22 protein-coding genes and 3 tRNA genes are annotated in these 21,633 nt (G+C 52.6%); 14 read left to right on the forward strand and 11 right to left on the reverse strand.

Annotation, left to right across the window (positions count from 1 at the left end; all coding sequences use genetic code 11):
- Positions 1-22 precede the first annotated feature (22 nt).
- On the reverse strand, positions 23-481 hold the full coding sequence (locus ACU8YC_RS13755; protein WP_151216664.1) for a YbaK/EbsC family protein: 459 nt from the start codon (positions 479-481) through the stop codon (positions 23-25).
- Positions 482-846: 365 nt separating this feature from the next.
- On the opposite strand from ACU8YC_RS13755, the gene ACU8YC_RS13760 reads away from it, so the two are divergent.
- Positions 847-2,190 carry a PTS sugar transporter subunit IIC gene (locus ACU8YC_RS13760; RefSeq protein WP_151216665.1) on the forward strand — a complete coding sequence of 448 codons (1,344 nt, stop codon included), beginning with the start codon at positions 847-849 and terminating at the stop codon, positions 2,188-2,190.
- Positions 2,191-2,219: 29 nt separating this feature from the next.
- Here the strand turns inward: ACU8YC_RS13760 and fhuF are convergent, their stop codons facing one another.
- Positions 2,220-3,008, reverse strand: coding sequence for a siderophore-iron reductase FhuF (gene fhuF / locus ACU8YC_RS13765; RefSeq protein ID WP_423390851.1), 789 nt, complete (start codon positions 3,006-3,008; stop codon positions 2,220-2,222).
- Between the two features lie 108 nt (positions 3,009-3,116).
- Positions 3,117-4,193 carry a GGDEF domain-containing protein gene (locus ACU8YC_RS13770; RefSeq protein ID WP_151216667.1) on the reverse strand — a complete coding sequence of 359 codons (1,077 nt, stop codon included), beginning with the start codon at positions 4,191-4,193 and terminating at the stop codon, positions 3,117-3,119.
- A 255-nt stretch (positions 4,194-4,448) separates the two neighbouring features.
- Here ACU8YC_RS13770 and ACU8YC_RS13775 point away from each other — a divergent pair, with 255 nt between their 5' ends.
- Entirely contained in the window at positions 4,449-4,685 is a 237-nt protein-coding gene (locus ACU8YC_RS13775; protein WP_151216668.1) for a DUF1435 domain-containing protein, read from the forward strand.
- A 39-nt stretch (positions 4,686-4,724) separates the two neighbouring features.
- Here ACU8YC_RS13775 and ACU8YC_RS13780 read toward each other — a convergent pair.
- The 4 genes from ACU8YC_RS13780 to rsmC form a co-directional block, all read right to left on the reverse strand.
- Positions 4,725-4,810: transfer RNA gene (locus ACU8YC_RS13780), tRNA-Leu, on the reverse strand.
- Between the two features lie 31 nt (positions 4,811-4,841).
- A tRNA-Leu gene (locus ACU8YC_RS13785) sits at positions 4,842-4,927 on the reverse strand.
- Positions 4,928-4,955: 28 nt separating this feature from the next.
- Positions 4,956-5,042, reverse strand: a tRNA-Leu gene (locus ACU8YC_RS13790).
- Between the two features lie 139 nt (positions 5,043-5,181).
- Positions 5,182-6,213 (reverse strand): 16S rRNA (guanine(1207)-N(2))-methyltransferase RsmC, encoded by a 1,032-nt coding sequence (gene rsmC / locus ACU8YC_RS13795; RefSeq protein ID WP_187259134.1) that lies wholly within the window; start codon positions 6,211-6,213, stop codon positions 5,182-5,184.
- A gap of 102 nt (positions 6,214-6,315) precedes the next feature.
- On the opposite strand from rsmC, the gene holD reads away from it, so the two are divergent.
- The 8 genes from holD to ACU8YC_RS13835 all read left to right on the forward strand — a co-directional run bounded on the left by holD (position 6,316) and on the right by ACU8YC_RS13835 (position 12,715).
- Positions 6,316-6,729, forward strand: coding sequence for a DNA polymerase III subunit psi (gene holD, locus ACU8YC_RS13800; protein WP_005123886.1), 414 nt, complete (start codon positions 6,316-6,318; stop codon positions 6,727-6,729).
- On the forward strand, positions 6,698-7,144 hold the full coding sequence (gene rimI, locus ACU8YC_RS13805; RefSeq protein ID WP_151216670.1) for a ribosomal protein S18-alanine N-acetyltransferase: 447 nt from the start codon (positions 6,698-6,700) through the stop codon (positions 7,142-7,144). The genes holD and rimI overlap by 32 nt, the downstream gene beginning before the upstream one ends.
- Positions 7,145-7,158: 14 nt before the next feature.
- On the forward strand, positions 7,159-7,839 hold the full coding sequence (gene yjjG, locus ACU8YC_RS13810; protein WP_446895476.1) for a pyrimidine 5'-nucleotidase: 681 nt from the start codon (positions 7,159-7,161) through the stop codon (positions 7,837-7,839).
- Positions 7,840-7,931: 92 nt separating this feature from the next.
- Positions 7,932-9,521 (forward strand): peptide chain release factor 3, encoded by a 1,590-nt coding sequence (gene prfC / locus ACU8YC_RS13815; RefSeq protein ID WP_016151601.1) that lies wholly within the window; start codon positions 7,932-7,934, stop codon positions 9,519-9,521.
- Between the two features lie 307 nt (positions 9,522-9,828).
- A complete protein-coding gene (osmY, locus tag ACU8YC_RS13820) occupies positions 9,829-10,446 on the forward strand; it encodes a molecular chaperone OsmY (protein ID WP_151216671.1) in 618 nt (205 codons plus the stop codon).
- 127 nt (positions 10,447-10,573) lie between these two features.
- The gene (locus tag ACU8YC_RS13825; RefSeq protein WP_003019081.1) at positions 10,574-10,735 is read left to right on the forward strand and encodes a DUF1328 domain-containing protein; all 162 of its coding nucleotides are present in this window, start codon (positions 10,574-10,576) and stop codon (positions 10,733-10,735) included.
- A gap of 133 nt (positions 10,736-10,868) precedes the next feature.
- Positions 10,869-11,942 (forward strand): patatin-like phospholipase family protein, encoded by a 1,074-nt coding sequence (locus tag ACU8YC_RS13830; protein WP_252838434.1) that lies wholly within the window; start codon positions 10,869-10,871, stop codon positions 11,940-11,942.
- Positions 11,939-12,715 carry a metal-dependent hydrolase gene (locus ACU8YC_RS13835; protein ID WP_252838433.1) on the forward strand — a complete coding sequence of 259 codons (777 nt, stop codon included), beginning with the start codon at positions 11,939-11,941 and terminating at the stop codon, positions 12,713-12,715. Before ACU8YC_RS13830 ends, ACU8YC_RS13835 begins: the two co-directional genes overlap by 4 nt.
- A 37-nt stretch (positions 12,716-12,752) precedes the next feature.
- On the opposite strand, the gene ACU8YC_RS13840 is transcribed toward ACU8YC_RS13835, so the two are convergent.
- Complete coding sequence (locus ACU8YC_RS13840) at positions 12,753-13,616, reverse strand: YjjW family glycine radical enzyme activase (RefSeq protein ID WP_151224524.1); 864 nt, start codon at positions 13,614-13,616, stop codon at positions 12,753-12,755.
- Positions 13,588-15,138: a YjjI family glycine radical enzyme gene (locus ACU8YC_RS13845; RefSeq protein WP_252838432.1), complete on the reverse strand. Its 1,551-nt coding sequence runs from the start codon at positions 15,136-15,138 to the stop codon at positions 13,588-13,590. Before ACU8YC_RS13845 ends, ACU8YC_RS13840 begins: the two co-directional genes overlap by 29 nt.
- Positions 15,139-15,399: 261 nt before the next feature.
- On the opposite strand from ACU8YC_RS13845, the gene deoC reads away from it, so the two are divergent.
- The 4 genes from deoC to deoD all read left to right on the forward strand — a co-directional run bounded on the left by deoC (position 15,400) and on the right by deoD (position 19,757).
- Positions 15,400-16,179, forward strand: coding sequence for a deoxyribose-phosphate aldolase (gene deoC / locus ACU8YC_RS13850; RefSeq protein WP_137376109.1), 780 nt, complete (start codon positions 15,400-15,402; stop codon positions 16,177-16,179).
- Positions 16,180-16,286: 107 nt separating this feature from the next.
- Positions 16,287-17,609: a thymidine phosphorylase gene (deoA, locus tag ACU8YC_RS13855; RefSeq protein WP_187253697.1), complete on the forward strand. Its 1,323-nt coding sequence runs from the start codon at positions 16,287-16,289 to the stop codon at positions 17,607-17,609.
- Between the two features lie 51 nt (positions 17,610-17,660).
- On the forward strand, positions 17,661-18,884 hold the full coding sequence (deoB, locus tag ACU8YC_RS13860; RefSeq protein ID WP_003019037.1) for a phosphopentomutase: 1,224 nt from the start codon (positions 17,661-17,663) through the stop codon (positions 18,882-18,884).
- A 153-nt stretch (positions 18,885-19,037) separates the two neighbouring features.
- Positions 19,038-19,757, forward strand: coding sequence for a purine-nucleoside phosphorylase (gene deoD / locus ACU8YC_RS13865; protein ID WP_000224864.1), 720 nt, complete (start codon positions 19,038-19,040; stop codon positions 19,755-19,757).
- A 98-nt stretch (positions 19,758-19,855) separates the two neighbouring features.
- Here the strand turns inward: deoD and lplA are convergent, their stop codons facing one another.
- Positions 19,856-20,872: a lipoate--protein ligase LplA gene (lplA, locus tag ACU8YC_RS13870; protein ID WP_151216675.1), complete on the reverse strand. Its 1,017-nt coding sequence runs from the start codon at positions 20,870-20,872 to the stop codon at positions 19,856-19,858.
- 18 nt (positions 20,873-20,890) lie between these two features.
- On the reverse strand, positions 20,891-21,523 hold the full coding sequence (locus ACU8YC_RS13875; RefSeq protein WP_151216676.1) for a YtjB family periplasmic protein: 633 nt from the start codon (positions 21,521-21,523) through the stop codon (positions 20,891-20,893).
- Between the last annotated feature and the right edge of the window lie 110 nt (positions 21,524-21,633).

Raw genomic sequence — 21,633 nt, forward strand, 5'->3', positions numbered from 1 at the left:
AACCGGCACGGGCCGTATAACTTTACTGACAGACATCCACCCAGGTGGCTGAAGTTAGTTGAGCCATTCTTTCAGGCGTGATGCGAACCGCGCTGTGGATGGCCCCTGCAGCGGGCAGCACTTCTGCATAGTGTTTCAGGGAGACATCGCAGTATACCGAAATCGGCGTTTCCAGCCCGAAAGGACATACGCCGCCAACGGGATGACCTGTCGCATTCACTACTTCATCGCTACTCAGCATACGGGCTTTGGCGCCAAAGGTACTTTTAAGCTTTTTGTTATCCAGTCGGGCATCACCTTTGGCGACTACCAGAATAATGTCGTTCTTCACCTTTAGTGAAAGTGTTTTCGCAATCTGGCCTGGTTCGACGTTATGGGCTTTTGCTGCCAACTCGACGGTGGCTGTGCTCTGATCTAATTCGATAATCTCAATATCTGGCGCATGTTGCGCTAAAAATTGGCGTACTGATTGCAAACTCATTCTTCTCTCCAAATAGCCTACAGGCAGCTCCGTACAGCAAAAAACCGCATGGCGTAATTTGTCATAGGGTAAACCTCGCTGTAAATATTTAAATGTAACAATACGGCAACATTGGTAGTTTTTCGATCGTCTTCACAATCAAAGAAACCGGTTACAGTAACCGGTTGCAGAATGCTGAAATGGCGATTAATACTGATGTTGTCACTTCCTCTGTATCACATAATAAGAGCCATCTATGAAACTTAACTCAAAAAGCGGTAAGGCTGGTTTTTCTCCTGGCACGGTTGCGAATAGTAGGAATGGGTTTTACGTGGTGGTGTTGAAACCAGCACGGTTGCAGGGGTTAGCACAACGGGAGAACGGCAATGTCTACTAACCATGCGGTATTTAATGCGATTTTCCGCTTTGTTGAAAATTACGTCAGCCCCGTCGCGGGGCGTATTTCTTCACAGCGTCATGTCATGGCAATTCGTGACGGTTTTATCTCGGCGATGCCTTTTATGATTGTAGGCTCGTTTCTGTTGGTTTTCGCCTACCCGCCTTTTTCTCCGGATACCACCTGGGGATTTGCCCGTGCATGGCTGGATTTGGCTAAACAGTTTGAAGGGCAGATACTTACACCGTTTGATATGACGATGGGGATTATGTCGGTCTACATATGTGCTGCTATTGCTTATAACCTGGGCAAGCACTATGTGAAGTCACATCAGTTAGATCCGTTTATGTGCGCGATGTTGTCGATCATGGCATTTCTGTTGATTGCTGCGCCAAAAACTAAAGGCACGATGCCAGTTGATAGCCTGGGCGGTACGGGGATTTTCACCGCCATCCTGGTGGCTATTTACTGCGTTGAAATGATGCGTTTTCTGAAGGCGCATAACATCGGCATTCGTTTGCCCGATCAAGTGCCGCCGATGATCAAAAACTCCTTCGATCTGCTGATCCCGGTGCTGGTGGTGGTGCTGACGCTATACCCGCTGAGCCTGGTCATACAGTCACAGTTTGACATGTTGATCCCGCAGGCCATCATGGCCATCTTTAAACCACTGGTATCCGCCGCCGATTCTCTGCCGGCGATACTGCTGGCAGTACTGATCGGCCATCTGCTGTGGTTTGCCGGTATTCACGGCGCCGCGATTGTGTCGGGAATGCTGCAAATGTTCTGGCTCACCAATCTCGGGATGAACCAGTCGGCGCTGGCTCAGGGTACACCTTTACCACATATCTTTATGGAAGCGTTCTGGACGTTCTTTATCGTGGTTGGCGGTTCCGGCGCGACGATGGGGCTGGTAATTTGCTATCTGCGCAGTCGTTCGGCCCATCTACGCTCGATTGGGCGGTTGAGTGTGGTCCCCAGCATTTTTAATATTAATGAACCGGTGATTTTCGGTACGCCGATTGTCATGAATCCGGTGTTCTTTATTCCCTTCCTTCTGGCCCCAATGGTGAACGCCGTGCTGGCCTGGGCGGCGATGAAACTGGATTTAATTGGGCGGGTGATTTCAGTGGTTCCCTGGACCGCACCGGCACCCGTTGGCGCGGCATGGGCGTTAGGTTGGGATTATCGTGCGGCGCTCCTGGTTGTCCTGCTGGCGCTGGTGTCGGCTGTTATCTACTTCCCGTTCTTTAAGGTTTACGAAAAGCAGCTATTAGCGCAAGAAAATGAAGAAGCACAGCGTATAGAAGAGGAAAATCAGCAGGTTGCATAAAGTGTAGGTGGGGGGCTACGGCTCCTCGCTTACTTCAGCGTGCAGTCGCCGCATTGCTGAACATCGGGCAGACGATAGCGCTGGCAGCAGGTTCTGCGTACTAACAGTCCCTCGCGTAGAACAACGGTACGCCATAAAGGGTTATCCTGGCCGCAGGGGAGTTGTTTCTCAAAAAAGCAGGTCTGACGCAGCGTGTTCAGCAATTCTTCACCTAACAACGGCTTCATTTCCGTTAAGTACCAGTGAATTAAGTACCCCGTGTTGCTCCAGATAAGCTTCGCGTTGATCTCGCCTGTCGCTTCCAGTGCCTGCACAACCGGCGTTAGCGCTGAGAGAATCAGCGTTTCCATACGCTGTTGGGGAGACTGAGCCGTGGCCTGATGATCCTGATGCACGTCGATCCAGAAACAGGCTGCACGACCCGATTCGTGAAACTCTACGTGCATATGTTCTGGCGAGACGTCGATAGCCTCTTTTTGCGTCAGCAGGGCCACCATCAGTGGAGGCATCATCAGACCGATATACCACTGCGCCCAGAGAGAAATCAGCGGCTTATTTTCGCGGGGCAGCATGGGCTGATTGCGATAAATATGGTCTGAATAAACCGCGAGCAATGAACTTAGCGTCGTTGGTTGCGTCCATTCATGCAGCGTCATTGCTCCTGGCACTGGCGTTTCGTCCAGACGAATGAAATCCAGCAGGTGTTCTCGGGTTTTGGCTATCGTTGCGTGGACGGCAGCAGCCAGCGAGGGCATCTTTGCAGGGAGATGACTACGCCAGATGACATCTTCAACGATCGGAGCGGAACGATAAGCCATGTTGATATAAGGATGTTAATCTAAATGATAATGATTTCCAATCCTATAATTGACGCTGAACGATGGCAAGATCTTTGTCGCCATCCGGAGCGGTATCGCACAGATCGCTCAGGCAGAAGGGCAGTTTACCCTTAGCTCATCGCTGACCAGCGTGCTGTTGCGTCCAAGGTGCTTGGCTTCATAAAGCGCTTTATCCGCTTGAGCAATCGCGGCTTCAATATCCTGCTCAACCAGAGGCGCAATGCCGATACTGATAGTTACGTTGGTTGCCACGCTCTCATTAAACATGTGGGGAATTTTAAGGTCGTACACTTTCTGGCGAATGCGCTCGGCGGCAGCCTGAGCCTGTTGGGGATCGACCGCGGTCAGCAAAACCATAAACTCTTCGCCGCCAAAGCGCGCCACCACGTCCCGGGAACGCACGGAGTCACGAATCGCGGCCGAGACGCGGATTAGCGCCTGATCGCCCATCATATGACCGTAATGGTCGTTATAGGCTTTGAAATGGTCGATATCCAGCAGCAGGACGTAGTGCTTCGAGTTGCTCAGGGCCAATAGTGTATCGAGTCTGTGTTGCAGCCCCCGGCGATTGTACAAACCGGTTAGCGGGTCGAGCATGCTGAGACCGTTCAGGGTTTCCCGTTCTTCCAGTAGTTTGTGCATCAGTTGCTGGGCGAAGCCGTCGTAGCGCTTTTGTATCACATGCTGGATGGCGATCCCGGCCATGGGCAACGCCATAAAATAGAAAATTCGCAAACCATGCTCGCTGCCGTTCAGCCATAAACAGACGGCAACGGAAGGCAATGAGTGAAGCGTAAACGCGATGATATTATTGGCAAAAGCGATAGATCCAATAAACAAAACGCTGAGAAGCGCGATTAACAGAAAATAATAATCATTATGGCCTAGCGCGTTATATTTCAGGAAAATATGTAATGCCCAAAGCAAGCCAAAAACGATTGAAATAAAAGGAAGATTAATTCTTTTATCCGCATATTTGCCATGCCATGCCAGTAACAAAGTACTCATCACAAGTATCAGCAAAGCCGGTGCTGACAAAGCTTTGACGGCAAACAGGGGGAAAAAAAGCGTAAACAGCGCGGAGACTGCATTGAGTAACAGGAACAGTCGTAAAGAAAGTTGGTATTTTTTGGTGCGCAGAGTTCGCCAGGATTGTACTGTCATAGGTAAATATTGTTAGTTATCTGCAATGTACGAAGGTGAGTTGGTAAATAAAACAAATAACGAACGGGGTTTCATTCGCAGAGGTTTTTATTGTTTTTAGTTGAAAAGCTAACCGGCGAGCAATTTATCACCTTAAATTATTGATGTCATCAATCGTTAAGTAAAACTCATATAATTGATAGTGCCACATAGCTGACAAATGAGAAAATTTATCATATGATATTGGTTATCATTATCAGTGTGATAGGTGGTACCATGTTGCAACGTACGCTGGGCAGTGGTTGGGGTGTTCTGCTGCCAGGAATGCTTATTGCCGGGATGGCATTTAGTGACCTGTCGGTCTACGTATGGAAGGCGATGATTGTATTAGGATTACTACTGACTTCACTCATGTTATACCATGAGCGTTTACGGCACTTTGTTTTATTACCGTCATGCGCAGCACTGATCGGCGGCATTGTTCTGGTAATGATGAACTGGAATCAGGGATGAACAAAACAGGGAAGAAAATTGAGAGGGAAATAAGATAATTGGTGCGAGGGGGGGGACTCGAACCCCCACATCCTAAGGACACTAACACCTGAAGCTAGCGCGTCTACCAATTCCGCCACCTTCGCACAGTCATCTTATTTTTTGATATCGCCTCGTTGGTGCGAGGGGGGGGACTCGAACCCCCACATCCTAAGGACACTAACACCTGAAGCTAGCGCGTCTACCAATTCCGCCACCTTCGCCCAGTGCGAGCAATATCAACGTGGATTATGGTGCGAGGGGGGGGACTTGAACCCCCACGTCCGAAAGGACACTAACACCTGAAGCTAGCGCGTCTACCAATTCCGCCACCTTCGCATACCATCGACACTCAAAAAGTATCGTTACCACGGAGGCGCATTCTAGTTGTTTTCAACTTTTCGTCAATAGTTAATTGTACAGGCTGGGCCGATTGATGCAAAAACGGCCACGTGAATGGCCGTTCGCTGCGAGACAATTACGCTTTTTTCGCCTGACGCGTCATGACGGTGCGATAGACCTTAAAGCGCCCGGTCTGCGCGATAACTTCGTGGAAGCCAAACACTTCATCCAGTACTTTCGGATAAGGCAGGAAGGCGTTGGCTACAATACGCAGTTCGCCACCGCTGTTGAGGTGACGCACCGCGCCTCGAATCAGCGTTTGCGCGGCATCCAGGCTGGTCTGCATGCCGTCGTGGAACGGCGGGTTGGAGATGATCATATCAAAGCGACCCGTCACGTCAGAAAAGACGTTACTGGCGATAACGTCACCTTCAATACCGTTGGCGGCAAGCGTTGCGCGGCTGGCTTCAACAGCGGCTGCGCTAACATCGCACAGGGTTAAGCGCACTTTTGGCGAGTGGCTGGCAAGTGCGACGGAGAGAACACCCGCGCCACAACCGACATCCAAAACTTTGCCTTTAGTGTGCGGCGTCAGCGTAGAGAGTAGCAGTTGGCTGCCAACATCCAGGCCGTCACGGCTGAATACGCCCGGCAGCGTTTTAATGGTCAGATTGTCGGTCTGGTATTCGTCCCAGTATTTTTCAGCATCAAAGACCGGTTGCTTTTCCAGACGACCGTGGTACAGGCCACAGCGACGTGCGCTGTCGACTTTGTTTAGCGGTGCGTATTCGGCCAACATCTGCTCGGCGCTACGCACGCCGCTGCGGTTTTCACCAACAACAAAAATATCGCTGCCCACCGGTAACAGCGACAGAAGGTTCATCAACTGGAACTGAGCCTCAGGTTTATTCTTCGGCCAGTAGTAGATCAGCGTATCGCTATCGCCGACGTCATCGGCTTGAGCGACGAGGCTGAAGCGGACGTTGTCGCCCATCTGGCGGTGAAGCACCTGCCAGTGGTGAAGCTGCTGAGTGTGCGCACGGCTGGCGGCGCTTTCAAAATGAGCAGGCAGGTCATCCTGCAAATCACCGGCAAACAGAATACGGCTTTGTTCGAAATCATCACTGTGGCGCAGCAAGACTTCACTTGCCGGGGTAAAAGCAGACATGGAGTGCTCCTTAAATTGTACAGCGGGGGATTATAGTTGTTTGATGGCACGGATTCGACAAATTTGCTATATTTGCGCCCCTGATTACAGGAGCGTTTCGCTATGACATCCCGACGAGACTGGCAGTTACAGCAACTGGGCATTACGCAGTGGTCGTTGCGTCGTCCTGGCGCACTGCAGGGCGAAATCGCGATTTCCATTCCTGCGCATGTCCGTTTGGTGATGGTTGCTGCACAGTTACCCGCGCTAACCGAACCATTGATGAGCGATATTTTACGCGCATTAACCGTCAGCCCGGATCAGGTTTTACAACTGACGCCTGACCGTGTCGCCATGCTGCCGCAAGGCAGTCGCTGTAATAGCTGGCGGCTGGGAACCGAAGAGCCGCTGCTGCTGGAGGGCGCTCAGGTCGCGAGTCCTGCGTTTAATGAATTACGGGAAAACCCCGCGGCCCGCGCCGCGTTATGGCAACAAATATGCGCATATGAACACGATTTCTTCCCTCGAACCGACTGATTTACCTACAGCATTTCAGATTGAAAAACGCGCCCACGCTTTTCCGTGGAGTGAAAAAACATTTGCCAGCAACCAGGGCGATCGTTACCTCAATTTTCAGTTGAGGGTTGATGACGTGATGGCGGCCTTTGCGATTACGCAGGTCGTGCTGGATGAAGCTACGCTGTTCAATATTGCCGTCGATCCTGACTTTCAGCGCAGGGGGCTGGGGCGTGAGCTGCTGGAGCATCTGATCGATGAGCTGGAAAAGCGTGGCATTTTGACGCTGTGGCTTGAAGTGCGCGCCTCAAACGCAGCCGCTATCGCGCTGTATGAAAACCTGGGCTTTAACGAGGCGACGATCCGGCGCAATTACTATCCGACGGCCGATGGTCATGAAGACGCCATTATCATGGCATTGCCAATCAGCATGTAAGACAAGGTGTAATGATGAAGAAGTGGGACTGGATTTTCTTTGATGCCGACGAAACGCTGTTTACGTTTGACTCGTTTACCGGCTTACAGCGGATGTTTCTCGACTATAGCATTACCTTTACCGCTGAAGATTTTCAGGACTACCAGGCCGTGAATAAACCGCTGTGGGTGGATTATCAAAACGGCGCGATTACCTCATTACAGCTGCAGCACGCCCGTTTCCAGAGCTGGGCTGAACGCCTGAAGGTTGAACCTGGCCAGCTTAATGACGCATTTATCAATGCGATGGCGGAGATCTGCTCGCCGTTGTCAGGGGCAGTTTCACTGCTTAATGCAATTCGTGATAAAACGAAAATCGGCATTATTACCAACGGCTTCACGGCGTTGCAGCAAATCCGCCTTGAACGGACGGGACTGCGCGATTATTTCGATCTGCTGGTGATTTCTGAGCAGGTTGGCGTGGCGAAACCCGATCCCCGTATTTTTGACCATGCGCTGGAGCAGGCGGGCAATCCTGACCGTTCCCGCGTGCTGATGGTGGGCGACACCGCAGAGTCCGATATCCTTGGCGGCATTAATGCTGGGCTCTCCACCTGCTGGCTCAATACGCATCATCGCGAGCAGCCAGCGGGCATTCAGCCGACCTGGACGGTGACGTCATTAAGCGAACTGGAGCAGCTCCTGTGTAAACACTGATTGCCTCCCCCCCGTTGATGGGTAAAATAGCCGCAATTTTTCGTATTCAACTTGCACGGCCCGTTGCCGTGCTTACCTAAGAAGATTTGACTATGACGTTGTCTCCTTATTTGCAAGAGGTGGCCAAACGCCGCACTTTTGCCATTATTTCTCACCCGGATGCCGGTAAAACGACCATTACTGAAAAGGTTCTGTTATTCGGACAGGCGATTCAGACCGCTGGTACGGTAAAAGGCCGTGGCTCCAGCCAGCATGCGAAGTCTGACTGGATGGAAATGGAAAAGCAGCGTGGGATCTCCATTACCACCTCCGTGATGCAGTTCCCGTATCATGACTGCCTGGTGAACCTGCTGGATACCCCGGGGCACGAAGACTTCTCCGAAGATACCTATCGTACCCTGACGGCGGTGGACTGCTGTCTGATGGTTATTGACGCCGCGAAAGGCGTCGAGGATCGTACCCGCAAGCTGATGGAAGTTACCCGTCTGCGCGATACGCCGATCCTGACCTTTATGAACAAACTCGACCGTGACATCCGTGACCCGATGGAGCTGCTGGATGAAGTCGAGAACGAACTGAAAATCGGCTGCGCGCCGATCACCTGGCCGATTGGCTGCGGGAAGTTGTTCAAGGGTGTCTATCACCTTTATAAAGACGAAACTTATCTGTATCAGACAGGTAAAGGTCACACCATTCAGGAAGTGCGCATTGTTAAAGGTCTGAACAACCCGGAGCTCGATGCTGCCGTGGGTGAAGACCTGGCGCAGCAGCTGCGCGACGAGCTGGAACTGGTGCAGGGTGCGTCCAACGAGTTCGATCATGAGCTGTTCCTCGCGGGCGAAATCACCCCGGTCTTCTTCGGTACCGCGTTGGGTAACTTCGGCGTCGATCATATGCTGGATGGCTTAGTGGAGTGGGCGCCTGCGCCGATGCCGCGTAAAACCGATACCCGCGTCGTTGAAGCCTCTGAAGAGAAGTTCACTGGCTTCGTGTTTAAAATTCAGGCCAACATGGATCCGAAACACCGTGACCGCGTGGCGTTCATGCGCGTGGTGTCCGGCAAGTACGAGAAAGGCATGAAAATGCGCCAGGTGCGCATTGGTAAAGACGTGGTGATCTCCGATGCGCTGACCTTTATGGCCGGTGACCGTTCTCACGTCGAAGAAGCGTATCCGGGCGATATTCTTGGCCTGCACAACCACGGCACAATCCAGATTGGCGATACCTTTACCCAGGGCGAAATGATGAAGTTCACCGGTATTCCGAACTTCGCACCGGAGCTGTTCCGTCGTATTCGCCTCAAGGATCCGTTGAAGCAGAAACAGCTGCTGAAAGGACTGGTTCAGCTTTCAGAAGAAGGCGCCGTGCAGGTATTCCGTCCGATCGCCAATAACGACCTGATCGTGGGAGCTGTCGGTGTGCTGCAGTTCGACGTGGTGGTTTCTCGTCTGAAGAGCGAATACAACGTTGAAGCGATTTATGAATCGGTCAACGTGGCGACTGCGCGTTGGGTAGAGTGTTCTGACGTGAAGAAATTTGAAGAATTTAAGCGTAAAAACGAAATTCAGCTGGCGCTGGATGGCGGCGATAATCTTACTTATATTGCACCAACCATGGTTAACCTGAATCTCACCCAGGAACGTTACCCTGACGTTCAGTTCCGCAAAACGCGCGAACACTAATCGACCTTTCCGGGCACGGTATTCGTCGTGCCCGGCAACTTTTCCTGTCTTTTAAATCCCTTACGGAATGTTCTTAAATCCTCTCATTTTTTCTTTGTTTGTCTGTTTTTTAGCCGATTCGGGCTGCGATCACGAAATCGTGAACTATATTTAACAATGTGATGACATGAATGTCGGTTTTTAATGCTTCTTAAGCTGCCTGTTGCAGCCTCTATAACTGACATTTATCTCACTTACAAAATTTGTCTCTGGTTCAGGCCGTTTAATGCCAGAGCATCGCTTAAGAAAAACATACAGGAATACATCGATGACAATGACAGGACTTAAGATTTCTAAAACGCTGCTGGCCGTGATGCTGACCTCCGCTGTTGCAACGGGTTCTGCTTATGCAGAAAACGCCACGACGGATAAAGCGCAATCCGGCGTCGAAAGTGCGGGGCAGAAAGTCGATAGCTCTATGAACAAAGTCGGTAATTTCATGGATGACAGCACCATCACCGCGAAAGTGAAAGCCGCGCTGGTGGACCACGATAGCATTAAGAGCACCGATATTTCCGTCAAAACAGATCAAAAAGTAGTGACGTTAAGCGGGTTTGTTGAAAGCCAGGCACAGGCCGAAGAGGCGGTGAAAGTGGCGAAAGGCGTTGAGGGTGTGACCTCCGTTAGCGACAAACTGCACGTGCGTGATAGCAAAGACTCTTCCGTAAAAGGCTATGCAGGCGATACGGCAATCACCAGTGAGGTAAAAGCCAAGCTGCTGGCCGATGATATTGTCCCATCCCGCAAAGTGAAAGTTGAAACCACCGATGGTGTGGTACAGCTTTCAGGAACCGTTGAATCGCAGGCTCAAAGCGATCGCGCTGAGAGCATCGCCAAAGCGATTGATGGCGTGAAAAGCGTTAAAAACGATCTCAAAACTCACTAATTAGACTTAATTCGTCCTCCTGGCGTTTGTCGGGAGGCGTATTGTGCACCACACTGAAAATATCGCCGATGGGCAGCCTGAGTGCTCATATCAAGCGGTGACATTAACTATGGTAAAGGAGAAGCATATGTTTCGATGGGGCATCATATTTCTGGTTATCGCGTTAATTGCCGCTGCACTGGGTTTTGGTGGACTGGCGGGGACCGCTGCAGGCGCAGCGAAAATTGTATTTGTAGTGGGGATCATTCTGTTTTTGGTCAGCCTGTTTACCGGTCGTAAACGACCCTAGCATGTAACTGCAAAGAAAAACCGTAAAGATAACTTGCTACTCAGCCAGTCCACCGGACTGGCTTTTACGGTTTTAGCGCCAGGCAATTTGCGTTACTTTGTTGTTCTATTACAAAAACAACAGGAAGGCAGAGGTGGGGCAGAGAATACCCGTCACGCTCGGCAATATTGCGCCGTTATCGTTACGTCCGTTTCAACCAGGCAGTATGGCGCTGGTGTGTGAGGGCGGCGGACAAAGAGGCATCTTCACCGCTGGCGTGCTGGATGAGTTCATGCGCGCCCAGTTTAATCCTTTTGATCTCTTCTACGGAACGTCTGCGGGCGCGCAAAACCTATCAGCCTATCTCTGTAACCAGCCTGGTTACGGGCGAAAAGTCATCATGCGTTACACCACCCGACGTGAGTTTTTTGACCCGGTACGCTTTGTGCGAGGGGGAAACTTAATCGACCTCGACTGGCTGGTAGATTCGACCTCGTCCCAAATGCCGCTGGCAATGGATAACGCCGAGCGCCTGTTTGCCGCAGGAAAATCGTTTTATATGTGCGCCTGTCGGGGTGATGACTACACACCGGGCTATTTTTCACCGAACCGGCAAAACTGGCTCGATCTTATTCGTGCCTCCAGTGCGATTCCCGGGTTCTACCGCACAGGGGTTGCGCTGGATGGGGTTAATTACCTGGATGGGGGCGTCAGCGACGCCATTCCCGTGCAGGAAGCGGCGAAGCAGGGGGCAAAAACGCTGGTGGTTATTCGTACCGTGCCTTCGCAAATGTACTACACCCCGCAGTGGTTCAAGCGTATGGAACGTTGGCTGGGCGAAAGCAGCCTACAACCGCTGTTGAATCTGGTGCAGCACCATGAAGCCACCTATCACGCGATTCAGAGCTTTATTGAGAAACCGCCGGGCAAGCTGCGTATCTTTGAGATCTACCCGCCCAAACAGCTCCATAGTATGGCACTGGGAAGTCGTATTCCGGCGCTGCGAGAAGACTATAAAACCGGACGCCTGTGCGGTCGTTACTTCCTGGCTACCGTCGGCAAACTGCTGGGGAAAAACGTGCCGCTGCCTCGTCAGACGCCGAAGATTTTGGTGCCGGGACCGGTGGTGGTTCCTCCCGCGCCGGTGGCCAACGACGCCCACGCCCCTGTGGTGACCAATGCGCCTCAGGCTAATGACACCACGTTTGATAATGAGGATTTGGCGTGAGTTTTCGCTTTATCGATACGCATTGTCACTTTGATTTTCCGCCGTTTACTGGCGACGAGTCCGCCAGCCTGCAGCGCGCCAGTGAAGCCGGTGTGGACAGTATTATTGTCCCGGCCACCCAGGCGGCGAATTTTTCCCGCGTGCTGGCGTTGGCGGATAATCACCCCTCGCTGTTTGCCGCGCTGGGCCTGCATCCCATTGTGATTGAACACCACAGCGACGACTGTCTGGACCAACTGCAGCAGGCGCTGGATAAGCGTCCGCAAAAGCTGGTGGCAGTAGGTGAGATTGGATTGGATCTGTATCGGGACGATCCGCAATTTGACAAGCAAGAGTGGATTCTGGAGGCGCAGCTTAAGCTGGCGAAGCGTTACGAACTGCCAGTGATCCTGCATTCACGGCGCACGCATGACAAGCTGGCGATGCACCTGAAATACCATGCTTTACCGCGAACCGGCGTGGTGCATGGATTTTCCGGGAGTTTTCAGCAGGCTGAACGCTTTGTACAACTGGGCTACAAAATTGGCGTGGGTGGCACCATTACCTATCCACGCGCCAGCAAAACCCGCGAGGTAATGGCGCGATTGCCGCTGGAGTCACTGCTGCTGGAAACCGACGCGCCAGATATGCCGCTCAGCGGGTTTCAGGGACAGCCCAATCGCCCGGAGCAGGTAGTCAGAGTGTTTGACGTCTTATGCGAGCTGCGCCCGGAACCTGCGGACGTGATTGCTGACGCGCTGTATCGCAATACGACGACGTTGTTTGATTTTTGATTTCCGGATGTGACGCTTTTGCATCGCATCCGGCATTTCACAGATACAAAGCCGGGAAAATCAAATTTTCCACCCCGCGCTCGCGCAATTTTTGCGCAAGGATCTCCACATCCTCCGGCGTGGCGCTCGGCCAGTCTTTTGCTTCGCCGTATACCCCGTGCGCATGAAAGGCATTCAGTCGCACCGGCACGTCACCTGAACGTATGATAAACGCCGCCAGCGCATCGATATGCTGGAGATAATCCACCTGACCAGGAATAATCAGCAGGCGCAGTTCCGCAAGTTTTCCTTGCCCGGACAGAAAGGTAATGCTTTGTTTAATCAGCGTGTTATCGCGACCAGTCAACTGACGATGACATGCGCTATCCCAGGCTTTTAAATCGAGCATCACGCCGTCGCACACCGGTAGCAATCTTTGCCAGCCGGTTTCGCTCAGCATGCCGTTGCTGTCTACCATGCAGGTCAGGTGTTGCAACTGCGGATCGGTTTTGATCGCGCTAAACAGCGCCACAATAAACGGTAGCTGGGTCGTCGCTTCGCCGCCGCTGACCGTAATTCCCTCAATAAACAGTGCTGCCTTGCGAATAGACTGCAGCACCTCATCAATGCTCATGGTCTGCGCCATCGGCGTAGCCTGCTGTGGGCACATGTGCAGGCAGGTGTCACACTGCTGGCATACGTCGGACTGCCACCACACTTTTCCTGCACTCAGGCTGAGTGCCTCATGCGGGCAATGCAGGACACACTCCCCGCAGTCATTGCAGCGTCCCATCGTCCACGGATTGTGGCAATTTTTACAGCGCAGATTGCACCCCTGCAGAAACAGAGCCAGGCGACTGCCCGGCCCGTCGACGCAGGAGAAAGGGATAATCTTACTTACCGAAGCGCATCTGCTGTTCATGGCTAATCACGCGAGGTTGTCGTTCCAGAATGCGCGTATTGCGCGCGGCTTCTTCGCCCAGCCAGGTTGTGTTGGTGCGAGAACCTGCGGCGCGATATTTTTCCAGATCCGACAGGCGCACCATATAACCGGTGACGCGAACCAGATCGTTACCGCTCACGTTAGCGGTAAATTCACGCATCCCGGCTTTAAACGCGCCGAGGCATAATTGCACTAACGCCTGGGGATTACGCTTGATGGTTTCATCCAGCGTGAGAATGTCGCTGATACCGGCGTGATAATACGCGTGATGCGGCGCAACGGTCTGCAGGTGAGTGATCGGGTCCGGTTCATCGCCGTAGGGCAGACGTGCGCCCGGCGTGGTGCCGATGTCAGAACTGATCCCCGACTGTGCATGCAGCATCGCGCGCTGATTCCAGCCATATTTCACTGGCGTGCTTTCTACAAATTCCGCCAGTTGGGCGCTAATGCGATAGCCAAGCTGATTGGCAAACTCATCTTTCCCGTAACGCGCGCATTGCCCTGCTTTTTCACACAGCAGATTTACCGCCTCCGCCAGGCCATACATACCGAACATAGGCACAAAACGTTTGGGATCAATCAACCCTTCCTGCACCAGGAAGCTATTCTCAAAGAAATGTGATTTTTCATAGAGGAATTCACATCGTGCATCAATGATGGCGATTTGCTGCTGGCAGTAGTGCGGTAGGGTGCACGTAAAGAAGTCATCGACAGAGGTGCTGCGCTCTGCGATGGCTTTCAGATTGAGCCTGACCAGCGTACTTCCGCCGCCAGCCAGCGGCAGTGAGTTGTAACAACTGACGACGCCGTAGTGGCCTTTTGTGAAAATTTTATCATTTTCAGGGCCGTTGGAAATGTGTGGTTTACTGCATTCACAGATATTTTTCGCCACGTTAAGCAGCAGATCGTCAGGGGTGATTTGCGGATCATAAATAAAAGTAAGATTAGGTGAAACCTGCTTTAACTCTGCATCTGCGCGTAAAATTGCGCGTGTAATCGGCGTGTCGACTGGACCAATGTTGGCATGCATAAAGGCATCTGGCAGGGTGCGGTCGAGATAACGCCAAAAACGTTTTATTCGAATATCGATCTCATCTTGTGTTAGAATTCTAACATATGGTTGCAGTAGAGCATCGAGCTGACCGAGATAGACCGGCATCGACGTTACTGACGGAACGTGATGGTACAGGATGGTGAGTAAGGATAACGCGTCATCAAGATCCTTTGCTCCTTCCAGCTCCAGCCATGATGAACCGTTGGCCAGAAAATGCGCGTAGTCGGGTAAAACATAACGCGGTTTGAACGGGGCATGGCCTTCGTACATATCGCAGATCACCCCGTCATCCAGCGCCTGGCGTGCTTCAGCAGGCAGTTGCGGGTAAGGCAGTGCGTTTTCAGCCTCCAGCGCCAGAAAGTGGCGTTTCTGCTCAGGGCTGAGCACCGGACTGGTCACGATTTGTTGGCAACGCTGTTGCAGCGCGAGTTCGCTTGAAGTGGGCATCGTTGATTCCTTTTTATCCCGAAGGTGTAACGCCATTGTAGAAAGCAACGTCGCTACAACCTTTGATCCGGATGCGCTTGATGCCACCGCATTCCCTCTGGAAAGGTGATTTATTTGAAGTGGATCTCATTAGAGTAATGCAAATCTGTATGTGGTTTTCATTAACTGTGATGTATATCGAAGTGTAATCGCGAGCGGATGTTAGAATACTAACAAACTCGCAAGGTGAAATTTTATACGGCGACGCCGTTGGAGAATGTTATGACCGATTTAACAGCAAGCAGCCTGCGCGCACTGAAACTGATGGACCTGACCACCCTGAATGACGACGACACCAATGAAAAAGTGATCGCGCTGTGTCATCAGGCGAAGACCCCGGTTGGCAACACTGCCGCAATCTGCATCTATCCGCGTTTCATCCCTATTGCGCGTAAGACTCTGAAAGAGCAGGGTACGCCGGACATCCGTATTGCCACCGTCACCAACTTCCCGCACGGCAACGACGACATCGAGATTGCGCTGGCTGAAACCCGCGCGGCGATTGCCTACGGCGCGGATGAAGTTGACGTGGTGTTCCCGTACCGTGCGCTGATCGCCGGTAATGAGCAAGTTGGTTTCGATCTGGTTAAAGCGTGTAAAGACGCGTGTGCGGCGGCAAATGTGCTGCTGAAAGTGATCATCGAAACCGGTGAGCTGAAAGAAGAAGCCCTTATCCGTAAAGCGTCTGAAATCTCCATCAAAGCCGGTGCTGATTTCATCAAAACGTCTACCGGTAAAGTACCGGTCAATGCGACGCCGGAAAGCGCACGCATCATGATGGAAGTGATCCGTGATATGGGCGTTTCTAAAACCGTTGGTTTCAAACCCGCTGGCGGCGTGCGTACTGCAGAAGATGCACAGCAGTTCCTGGCGATTGCTGACGAACTGTTTGGCGCTGACTGGGCAGATTCCCGCCATTATCGTTTTGGCGCATCCAGCCTGCTGGCGAGCCTGCTCAAAGCGCTGGGTCACGGCGACGGTAAGAGCGCAAGCAGCTACTAAGTTTGAATTGCCCATCGTAGGCCGGATAAGGCGTAAGCCGCCATCCGGCATCAATACGACTAGCCGGGGAGCGCACTGCTTACCCGGCCCATAATCGGGAGGTTACCGTGTTTCTCGCACAAGAAATTATTCGTAAAAAACGTGATGGTCATGCGCTGAGCGATGAAGAGATTCGTTTCTTTATCAATGGGATCCGTGACAACACCATCTCTGAGGGGCAAATCGCCGCCCTGGCGATGACCATTTTCTTCCACGATATGACAATGCCTGAGCGTGTTTCGCTGACTATGGCAATGCGTGATTCAGGAACCGTGCTGGACTGGAAAAGCCTGCAACTGAACGGCCCGATTGTGGATAAACACTCTACCGGCGGCGTGGGTGACGTAACGTCACTGATGTTAGGCCCAATGGTCGCTGCATGCGGCGGTTATATTCCGATGATCTCCGGGCGTGGCCTGGGACATACCGGTGGCACGCTCGATAAACTGGAAGCCATTCCAGGATTTGACATTTTTCCGGACGACGCCCGTTTCCGTGAAATTATTAAAGACGTGGGTGTGGCGATTATTGGGCAAACCAGCTCGCTCGCACCGGCGGATAAACGTTTTTATGCTACTCGCGATATTACTGCGACGGTGGATTCCATCCCGCTGATTACTGGCTCCATCCTGGCGAAAAAGCTGGCGGAAGGGCTGGATGCGCTGGTGATGGATGTGAAAGTAGGCAGCGGCGCCTTTATGCCGACCTACGAGCTCTCTGAAGCCCTTGCCGAAGCGATTGTCGGCGTGGCGAATGGCGCGGGTGTACGTACCACCGCGCTGTTAACCGATATGAATCAGGTGCTGGCTTCCAGCGCGGGTAACGCGGTAGAAGTTCGCGAAGCGGTGCAGTTCCTGACAGGTGAATACCGCAATCCACGTCTGTTAGACGTCACCATGGCGCTGTGCGTGGAAATGCTGATCTCCGGCAAGCTGGCGAAAGACGATGCCGAAGCTCGTGCGAAATTGCAGGCGGTGCTGGATAACGGTAAAGCGGCAGAGATTTTTGGTCGCATGGTTGCAGCGCAGAAAGGCCCGACCGATTTCGTCGAGAATTATTCGAAGTACCTGCCAACGGCAATGCTCAGCAAAGCGGTATATGCTGATACCGAAGGTTTTGTCAGCGCGATGGATACCCGTGCGCTGGGTATGGCGGTCGTTTCCATGGGCGGCGGTCGTCGTCAGGCCTCGGACACCATTGATTACAGCGTTGGCTTCAGCGACATGGCGCGTCTGGGCGACAGCGTAGACGGACAGCGCCCGCTGGCGGTGATCCACGCCAAAGATGAAGCCAGCTGGCAGGAAGCGGCGAAAGCGGTCAAAGCGGCAATTAGCCTTGACGATAAAGCGCCAGAAATTACGCCGACAGTCTATCGTCGTATTACCGAATAACTGTATACTGATCTGATCGCTTTTTTGCGGCGCAGATGTATGGAGAACAAGATGAAACGTGCATTTATTATGGTGCTGGACTCCTTTGGTATTGGTGCGACTGAAGATGCGGATCGCTTTGGCGACGTAGGCTCAGACACTATGGGACACATTGCAGAAGCCTGTGCGAAAGGTGAAGCTGACAATGGTCGCAAAGGTCCACTGAATCTGCCTAACCTGACCCGTCTGGGCCTGGTGAAAGCTCACGAAGGCTCTACAGGTAAAATTGCTGCCGGCATGGACGGTAATGCGGAAGTGATTGGTGCTTACGCCTGGGCGCATGAACTCTCTTCCGGAAAAGACACGCCGTCCGGCCACTGGGAAATCGCCGGTGTACCGGTTCTGTTTGACTGGGGTTACTTCTCCGATCATGAAAACAGCTTCCCGCAGGAACTGCTGGATAAGCTGGTAAAACGTGCCAACCTGCCGGGCTACCTCGGTAACTGCCACTCTTCCGGTACCGTGATTCTGGATCAGCTGGGTGAAGAGCATATGAAAACCGGCAAGCCGATTTTCTATACCTCCGCTGACTCAGTGTTCCAGATTGCCTGTCACGAAGAGACTTTTGGCCTGGATAAACTCTACGAACTGTGCGAAATCGCCCGTGAAGAGCTGACCGAAGGTGGTTACAACATCGGTCGTGTTATTGCGCGTCCGTTTATTGGTGATAAAGCCGGTAATTTCCAGCGTACCGGTAACCGTCACGACCTGGCCGTTGAGCCGCCAGCACCGACCGTGCTGCAGAAACTGGTCGACGAGAAAGACGGCCACGTGGTTTCCGTTGGTAAAATCGCGGATATCTATGCGAACTGCGGCATCACCAAAAAAGTGAAAGCTACCGGTCTGGACGCGCTGTTCGACGCCACCATCAAAGAGATGAAAGAAGCGGGTGATAAGACCATCGTCTTTACTAACTTCGTTGATTTCGATTCTTCCTGGGGCCACCGTCGCGATATCGCCGGTTATGCCGCAGGTCTGGAACTGTTCGACCGCCGTCTGCCTGAGCTGATGGAGCTGGTGGGTGAAGATGACATTCTGATCCTGACTGCTGACCATGGCTGCGACCCGAGCTGGACCGGAACAGACCACACCCGTGAACACATTCCGGTACTGGTTTACGGCCCGAAAGTGAAACCCGGTTCTTTAGGTCACCGTGAAACCTTCGCGGATATCGGCCAGACGCTGGCGAGCTACTTTGGTACGTCGCCGATGGACTACGGTAAAAACATGCTGTGATACCCGTTGTCTTTCGCGCTGTAGATGCGTTGACTTTGTTCGCTCACCCCGGTCACATAGTTAATCTATGCTTCCGGGGATTCACGAATTCGTCGCCTTCCTACAACGCGAAATCCTTTGGGTATTCTTCTCAATTTTAATAAGGATAAATTGATGGCAACTCCACATATTAATGCAGAAATGGGTGATTTCGCTGACGTCGTATTGATGCCGGGCGACCCGCTGCGTGCGAAGCATATTGCTGAAACTTTCCTCGAAGATGTCCGTGAAGTGAACAACGTTCGCGGCATGTTAGGTTTCACCGGTACCTACAAAGGCCGTAAGATCTCCGTAATGGGCCACGGTATGGGTATCCCATCCTGCTCCATCTACACCAAAGAGCTGATCACCGATTTCGGCGTGAAGAAAATCATTCGCGTAGGCTCCTGTGGCGCCGTGCGTATGGACGTCAAACTGCGTGACGTGGTTATCGGTATGGGTGCCTGCACCGATTCCAAAGTTAACCGTATCCGCTTTAAAGATCATGATTTCGCTGCTATCGCTGACTTCGACATGGTGCGTAACGCTGTTGATGCAGCAAAAGCGCTGGGCGTAGACGCGCGCGTGGGTAACCTGTTCTCCGCTGACCTGTTCTACTCTCCGGACGGCGAAATGTTCGACGTCATGGAAAAATACGGCGTGCTGGGCGTGGAAATGGAAGCGGCGGGCATTTATGGCGTTGCGGCTGAATTTGGTGCGAAAGCGCTGACTATCTGCACCGTGTCCGACCATATCCGTACTCACGAGCAGACCACTGCCGCTGAACGTCAGACGACCTTCAATGACATGATCAAAATCGCGCTGGAATCCGTTCTGCTGGGCGATAAAGAGTAATGTTGTTTGTGCCCGGTGGCGCTGCGCTGACCGGGCTTAACATTGTTCTCGCAGGCCGGATAAGGCGTCGCCGCCATCCGGCATTTTCAGGCCTGCGCTTAACGCACCGCGCCGGCAATCCATGCCGACAGCTCGCGTAACTCTTTTTCTTGCTCCGGGAAATCAACCAGCAGCGCCTCGCACTCCTGTTGCAGCATATCCGCACGGTACAAGCATCCTTGCAGACGACCCGCCAGCGCTTCTAACGGCGCGGGATTGAGACTGTCGGTAAACACCTGCGTACGCGTGATATGCCCTTTTTCAACGTCGAAATGCAGTTCAACGCCGCCCCAGGTGAAACGCTCGTCCAACAGGTGCGAGAAGGCTGGCGCCTGACCAAAGTTCCACTCCCAACTGCTCTGGCGGGCAAAGGTTTCGGCAAAGTTCGGCAGATCCGGCGCTTTGTCCGGGGAGATAATCTCGGCTTCTACGCGTTCGCCGTAGTGGGCGAAAAAGGCCTCCGTGATGGCCTGACAAACCTGTTGATGAGTGATGCCCGGTAATAGCTCGGTCAAATTTGCCACGCGCGAGCGAACTGAAGTGATGCCTTTGGCGGCAAGTTTCTTTTTATCGGGATTGAGATAGTTTGCCAGGCGACTGAGATCGGCATTCAGCAATAGCGTGCCGTGGTGGAATCCACGGTCTTTCGTTTCACGATAAGCAGAACCAGAGACTTTACGATCGCCGTCCGGCGTTTTCACCACCAGATCGTTACGCCCGGAGGCTTCAGCTTCTACGCCCAGCATATTCAGCGCATTGAGGACTATCGCGGTGGAGATAGTTTTGTCGTATTCCGGTTTCCCGGCCATAAAGGTAAAGCAGGTATTACCTAAGTCATGGAACACCGCGCCGCCGCCGCTGCTGCGACGGGCAAGTCGCACGTTATCTTCCTCCATCCGGCGGGTGTTGCACTCTTTCCACGGGTTTTGCGCCCGGCCAATCACCACCGTATCGGCGTTCCGCCATAAGAACAGGACGCGCTGCGTGGCGGGCATCTGGCGAAAAATGCACTCTTCAACCGCCAGGTTAAACCATGGATCGTAAGAATCGGAGATAAGCAGGCGTAGTGTGGACATAGCGATTTCCTTTTCTGATTAATCTTTATCTTCGTCCTGCACCGGTTTGTTAGCGGTCAGCAGGAAAGGGGATTGCTGCCAGCGAGTACGCTTGCCTTGCAATAAAGTACGGGTGAGCACCACGCCAATTGCCAGTGACAGAAGCAGCATCAGGCGCAAGATGTTGGTGGTGTTATCTACCTGCTTGGCTTCAGTGGCAAGCGTATGGGTATCCAGCGTCAGGCGCAGATAGCCCAGTGGTCCATTTTTTCCCTGAATGGGTTCGACAATTTGCTGGTTAAAATAGCCCCCGGCTTTTTTACCGTCGAGCGCCAGTCGGTCACGAACGTTGACACTCTCACCGGTGCGCGTGATCAGGTCTCCCTGCTCATCGTACACGCCCGCATCCAGAATACGGCTACTCTCCGTCAACTGGGTGAGCACCGTTTTAATGCGCTTTTCATCCGGCGTTTCGGTACGCATCAGCGGGGCGACGTTTAACGCGACCTGGCGAGCCAGCGTGCGGGCCAGCTCTTCAAGCTGCGGATTACGCTGCTGCTGGTGGCTTTGACTGAACCAGGATGCGCCTTGCATCAGCGCGACGAGCAGCGCAAGGCAGGACAATACAATCACTGCACGATGAAGTCGGAATTTCAGTTTTGTGCGAGCCATATTCCACCTGCTGAAAATTTGAGACTTAATGTTGCCAGAAGCGCTGGTTACAGGGTAGCCTCATGCGTTATTTTCCCCTGATGATTCCGACCCGAACGATTTTACAGGAG

Source organism: Citrobacter sp. VF227 (assembly GCF_052950715.1).

What these genes read in the sequence shown, in the direction of transcription:
- ACU8YC_RS13775 (WP_151216668.1), top strand. Translation starts at nt 4,449, where the DNA reads ATGTTGCAACGTACGCTGGGCAGTGGTTGGGGTGTTCTGCTGCCAGGA.
- ACU8YC_RS13840 (WP_151224524.1), bottom strand. Translation starts at nt 13,616, where the DNA reads ATGAACAGCAGATGCGCTTCGGTAAGTAAGATTATCCCTTTCTCCTGC.
- osmY (WP_151216671.1), top strand. Translation starts at nt 9,829, where the DNA reads ATGACAATGACAGGACTTAAGATTTCTAAAACGCTGCTGGCCGTGATG.
- ACU8YC_RS13875 (WP_151216676.1), bottom strand. Translation starts at nt 21,523, where the DNA reads ATGGCTCGCACAAAACTGAAATTCCGACTTCATCGTGCAGTGATTGTA.
- prfC (WP_016151601.1), top strand. Translation starts at nt 7,932, where the DNA reads ATGACGTTGTCTCCTTATTTGCAAGAGGTGGCCAAACGCCGCACTTTT.
- rsmC (WP_187259134.1), bottom strand. Translation starts at nt 6,213, where the DNA reads ATGTCTGCTTTTACCCCGGCAAGTGAAGTCTTGCTGCGCCACAGTGAT.
- deoB (WP_003019037.1), top strand. Translation starts at nt 17,661, where the DNA reads ATGAAACGTGCATTTATTATGGTGCTGGACTCCTTTGGTATTGGTGCG.
- ACU8YC_RS13755 (WP_151216664.1), bottom strand. Translation starts at nt 481, where the DNA reads ATGAGTTTGCAATCAGTACGCCAATTTTTAGCGCAACATGCGCCAGAT.
- fhuF (WP_423390851.1), bottom strand. Translation starts at nt 3,008, where the DNA reads ATGGCTTATCGTTCCGCTCCGATCGTTGAAGATGTCATCTGGCGTAGT.
- deoC (WP_137376109.1), top strand. Translation starts at nt 15,400, where the DNA reads ATGACCGATTTAACAGCAAGCAGCCTGCGCGCACTGAAACTGATGGAC.
- ACU8YC_RS13760 (WP_151216665.1), top strand. Translation starts at nt 847, where the DNA reads ATGTCTACTAACCATGCGGTATTTAATGCGATTTTCCGCTTTGTTGAA.
- deoD (WP_000224864.1), top strand. Translation starts at nt 19,038, where the DNA reads ATGGCAACTCCACATATTAATGCAGAAATGGGTGATTTCGCTGACGTC.
- ACU8YC_RS13845 (WP_252838432.1), bottom strand. Translation starts at nt 15,138, where the DNA reads ATGCCCACTTCAAGCGAACTCGCGCTGCAACAGCGTTGCCAACAAATC.
- rimI (WP_151216670.1), top strand. Translation starts at nt 6,698, where the DNA reads ATGAACACGATTTCTTCCCTCGAACCGACTGATTTACCTACAGCATTT.
- ACU8YC_RS13825 (WP_003019081.1), top strand. Translation starts at nt 10,574, where the DNA reads ATGTTTCGATGGGGCATCATATTTCTGGTTATCGCGTTAATTGCCGCT.
- holD (WP_005123886.1), top strand. Translation starts at nt 6,316, where the DNA reads ATGACATCCCGACGAGACTGGCAGTTACAGCAACTGGGCATTACGCAG.
- ACU8YC_RS13770 (WP_151216667.1), bottom strand. Translation starts at nt 4,193, where the DNA reads ATGACAGTACAATCCTGGCGAACTCTGCGCACCAAAAAATACCAACTT.
- yjjG (WP_446895476.1), top strand. Translation starts at nt 7,159, where the DNA reads ATGAAGAAGTGGGACTGGATTTTCTTTGATGCCGACGAAACGCTGTTT.
- lplA (WP_151216675.1), bottom strand. Translation starts at nt 20,872, where the DNA reads ATGTCCACACTACGCCTGCTTATCTCCGATTCTTACGATCCATGGTTT.